Consider the following 4,310-nt stretch of genomic DNA (forward strand, 5'->3'; position numbering starts at 1 on the left):
TCGCCTGATGTTCAAAGAATGTCTCTTCACCGACCTCTTTAAGAAAGCCCTAGCAGTAATGACGGGGCTTTTTTCTTTCTGGCGATTGGAATTAATACGTACTCAAAGTCGGGTCCGTCTGATGTTCAAGATATGCCTTAGCGCTGACCTCTATACGAAAACGAAAGCCTGAGTTCGTCATCCACATCATCAATGACGCTCGTTCTTACCTTCGCTCTTTTTCATACTTAAGCATGAAACTTAGTCTCGAAGATTAGCATTTGCTAAAAATAGTCATAGTTATTTAGTCTTCAAATAAACTTATTTTTCTGATTTAAACTCTACTTATTGGTTTTTGTTTGGGTTAAAAATCTGTTTTATAGTTTGCTGGTAGACTGTTGTTTTATTTTTGTTAATCGTGTTTTCGTTTGTGTTTTTGAATTACTATTCATGTGGTCTGTATTTGGAATATAACCAAATAGACTAGTTAATAACTTAAGTTCTCATATTGTAAGGCTTTGGGGCGAATTGTTGTCAGGTCCGATCAATGTATCATTTTGCTTGAGTGAATATTTATTTTGTTAAGCTGCTTGTTTTTTGTTCTATTTCAACTTTTTATCCTACCTTTGTTGCTTTTCTGTGAATTTTTTGCCAAATTGATGACCTTGTAAATTGTCAGAACGCTATACCTATACGCACTGACAAAACGAATGGATTCAATTTTCAGACAGGGCAGAAAGCTGCCGAAGCAGTAGAGGTCTGGTTAATGTCACTTTTAGAAGTAAAAAATCTTCGTATTGAGTACCCATCTCGCCATGGGGTGCATGCAGCCGTGAAGTCTTTGTCGTTCAATATTGAGCGCGGTGAGATCGTTGGTGTTGTTGGTGAATCAGGTGCTGGTAAATCTACCGTGGGTAACGCGGTGATCGATCTACTTAGTCCTCCAGGGCGCATTGCTAGTGGTGATGTCTACCTTGATGGTGAACTCATCTCTGGGTTGACAGCAGAGCAGATGCGCAGTGTTCGTGGGTCAAAAATTGGCTTTATTTTCCAAGACCCGATGACGTCGCTAAACCCTCTTTTTACTGTTGAACAACAACTAAAAGAAACCATCCACGCCAATATGAAGGTGACGGATGAAGAAGCCTATCAACGAGCGCTGTCGTTAATGCAGCAAGTGGGCATCCCACAACCAGAAAACCGTTTGAAGCAATACCCTCACCAGTTTTCTGGCGGTATGCGTCAGCGTGTGGTTATTGCGATTGCTCTGGCAGGTGAACCTGACCTTATTATTGCTGATGAACCTACAACCGCACTGGATGTTTCTATCCAAGACCAAATTCTTAGCTTAATCCGCGAGTTGTGTATTAAGAATAACGTCGGTTGTATGTTGGTTACCCATGATATGGGGGTGGTATCGAACGTGACTGATCGCGTCGCTGTTATGTACCGTGGTGATTTGGTTGAATTTGGCCCTACCGCTAAAGTACTTGGCGACCCTGACCATTCTTATACTCGCAGCCTTATTTCTGCGGTTCCTCGTTCAGATATGAAGCTCGACCGTTTCCCGTTGGTTTCTTACATAGAAGAAGCTCACGAGATGGAGCCATTAGATGTTAAGAACCACTGGTTAGGTCAAAGCCAAGATCACCGTGACTACACGGGTTCTCTCCTGAGCGTCGAAAACGTAAACCTACGTTTTGTCACCAAAGACTCTTTGTTTGAGAGCCGCCGTGAATACGTACAGGCATCGAACAATGTGAGCTTTGAAGTATTTGAAGGCGAAACATTTGGTTTAGTAGGTGAATCGGGCTCAGGTAAATCAACCATCGCACGTGTGATTGCCGGTCTTTATGCACCGAACTCAGGCAAGGTAACGTTTGAAGGTATCGACCTGACTTCATTGAAATCTGAGAAAGAGCGTCGACCACTTCGCCGCCAAATGCAGATGGTATTCCAAAACCCATACACCTCCATGAACCCGCGGATGAAAATATTCGATATCATCGCGGAGCCGATTCGATTCCACAAGCTAACCAATAGCGAGGCTGAAACTCGCCAGATCGTCAACGATCTTCTGGATCACGTAGGGTTAGGGAAAATGGCGGGTGTTAAGTACCCACATGAATTCTCTGGTGGTCAGCGTCAACGTATCTCTATTGCTCGAGCACTCGCGACTCGACCACGTCTATTGATCTGTGATGAACCTACATCGGCGCTTGATGTGTCGGTACAGGCACAAATCCTTAATTTATTAAAAGATTTACAAGATGAGCTAAACCTCACCATGCTGTTTATCAGTCACGACTTACCGGTAATTCGCCAAATGTGTGACCGAGTGGGTGTGATGCAAATGGGGACGTTATTGGAAGTCGCCCCAACAGAGCAGCTGTTTAGAACTCCTCAGCACGAGTACAGTAAACAACTCATTTCTTTAATGCCTGAATTCACGGGCTTAAGAGAAGAAGTAAAAACGGCATAAGTCGTAGACTATTTCTTGGTATGTCGTCATACCAAGTCAATAAACAGAAGCAAATACAACAACTAGGGATGAATCCCGCATAAGGAGTTATGCATGAAAACCATGAAAAGCAAACTAGCAGTGGCTCTAATGGCAGCTGGTCTAAGTTTTGGTGCAGCCGCAGCAGACATTACCGTCGCTTATGATGCTGACCCAGTATCACTTGACCCGCATGAGCAGCTATCTGGTGGCACACTGCAAATGTCTCACATGGTGTTTGACCCACTAATCCGCTTCAATCAAAAAATGGAATTTGAACCTCGCTTGGCTGAATCTTGGGAACGTATTGATGGCGAAACAATGCACTTTAATATCCGTCAAGGCGTTAAGTTCCACTCAGGAAATGCGCTAACGGCTGACGACGTTGTTTGGACATTCAACCGTCTGAAGAACTCTCCTGACTTTAAAGGTATCTTTGGCCCAATCGCTTCTATCACTAAAGCGGGCGATTACAAAGTAGAAGTGAAAACTGATGGCGTTTACCCATTGGTAGAAAACGTGATGACTTACCTGTTCCCAATGGACAGCAAGTTCTACTCGGGTCAAACAGCAGATGGTAAAGACAAAGCCGAGCTAGTGAAGCACGGTAACTCTTTTGCATCGACAAACGTATCAGGTACTGGTCCTTTCACAATCACTCAACGTGAGCAGGGCGTAAAAGTAACGTTTGAGCGCTTCAACGATTACTGGGACAACGCATCTGGCGGTAACGTTGATAAGCTAACATTAGTGCCTATCAAAGAAGATGCAACTCGTGTTGCAGCACTTCTATCGGGTGATGTTGATATGATTGCGCCGGTAGCACCAAATGACTATAAGCGTATCGAGAAGGCAAAGAGTGTTGACCTTTACACTATGCCTGGTACTCGTGTAATCACGTTCCAAATGAACCAAAACAGTAACCCTGCGCTGAAAGACGTGCGTGTTCGTCAGGCGATTACCTACGCAATCAACAACGAAGGTATCACTAAGAAAGTTATGAAGGGTGCAGCTACAGCAGCAGCACAGCAGAGTCCAGTTGGCTTTGTTGGTCATAATGAAGACCTGAAACCACGCTACGATCTGAAGAAAGCGAAACAGCTAATGAAAGAAGCGGGTTACGAGAAAGGCTTCACGTTAACAATGATGGCGCCAAACAACCGTTACGTGAACGACGACAAGATTGCTCAAGCTTCGGCTGCAATGCTATCTAAGATCGGCATCAAGGTTGATCTGAAGACAATGCCAAAAGCGCAATACTGGCCTGAGTTCGATAAGTGTGCGGCAGATATGCTAATGATTGGTTGGCACCCAGATACAGAAGACTCAGGTAACTTTACTGAGTTCCTAGCGATGACGCGTAATGCTGAAACGGGTAAAGGTCAGTACAACTGTGGTCACTACTCAAATGCTGAAGTGGATAAGTTGATCGAAGAGACCAACAAGATGACAGATTTGGCGAAGCGTAGTGCATCACTGAAGAAGGTTGAAGAGATTCTTTACAATGAGGCGGCATTTGTCCCTCTACATTGGCAAGATCCTTCATGGGCAGCGAAAGACAGCGTTGATATTGGTCCAATCATCAACGGTATGAACTTCCCATACTTCGGTGACCTAGTAGTGAAATAATCACTAAGGTCCTGACTCAATGCCTACTTTGGTAGGCATTGAGGCTAATTTTTGGTGCTTAACTTTGTTTCAGTCGGGTTAGGTGCCATTTTTAAGACTGAATTTGCAAGCAGAGTGGATCTGTTTTGCAGGCTGAAATCTATGGAAAGTTAAGGGGCAAGGAATGTTTTCGTTTCTGGTCAAGCGCCTGTTTCAGGCACTG

Annotated in this window: 2 protein-coding genes; both read left to right on the plus strand. The window is 44.1% G+C overall.

The window, feature by feature from the left end:
• Positions 1 to 745 precede the first annotated feature (745 nt).
• Positions 746 to 2,461 (plus strand): dipeptide ABC transporter ATP-binding protein, encoded by a 1,716-nt coding sequence (locus tag AC4MRV_RS21605; RefSeq protein ID WP_491189340.1) that lies wholly within the window; start codon positions 746 to 748, stop codon positions 2,459 to 2,461.
• A 93-nt stretch (positions 2,462 to 2,554) separates the two neighbouring features.
• Positions 2,555 to 4,108, plus strand: coding sequence for an ABC transporter substrate-binding protein (locus AC4MRV_RS21610; protein ID WP_491189341.1), 1,554 nt, complete (start codon positions 2,555 to 2,557; stop codon positions 4,106 to 4,108).
• Positions 4,109 to 4,310 lie beyond the last annotated feature (202 nt).

It is taken from the genome of Vibrio sp., from assembly GCF_984391705.1.

Bases quoted from the DNA above. Each gene is read 5' to 3' on its own strand.
- AC4MRV_RS21605 (WP_491189340.1), top strand. From the start codon at position 746: ATGTCACTTTTAGAAGTAAAAAATCTTCGTATTGAGTACCCATCTCGC.
- AC4MRV_RS21610 (WP_491189341.1), top strand. From the start codon at position 2,555: ATGAAAACCATGAAAAGCAAACTAGCAGTGGCTCTAATGGCAGCTGGT.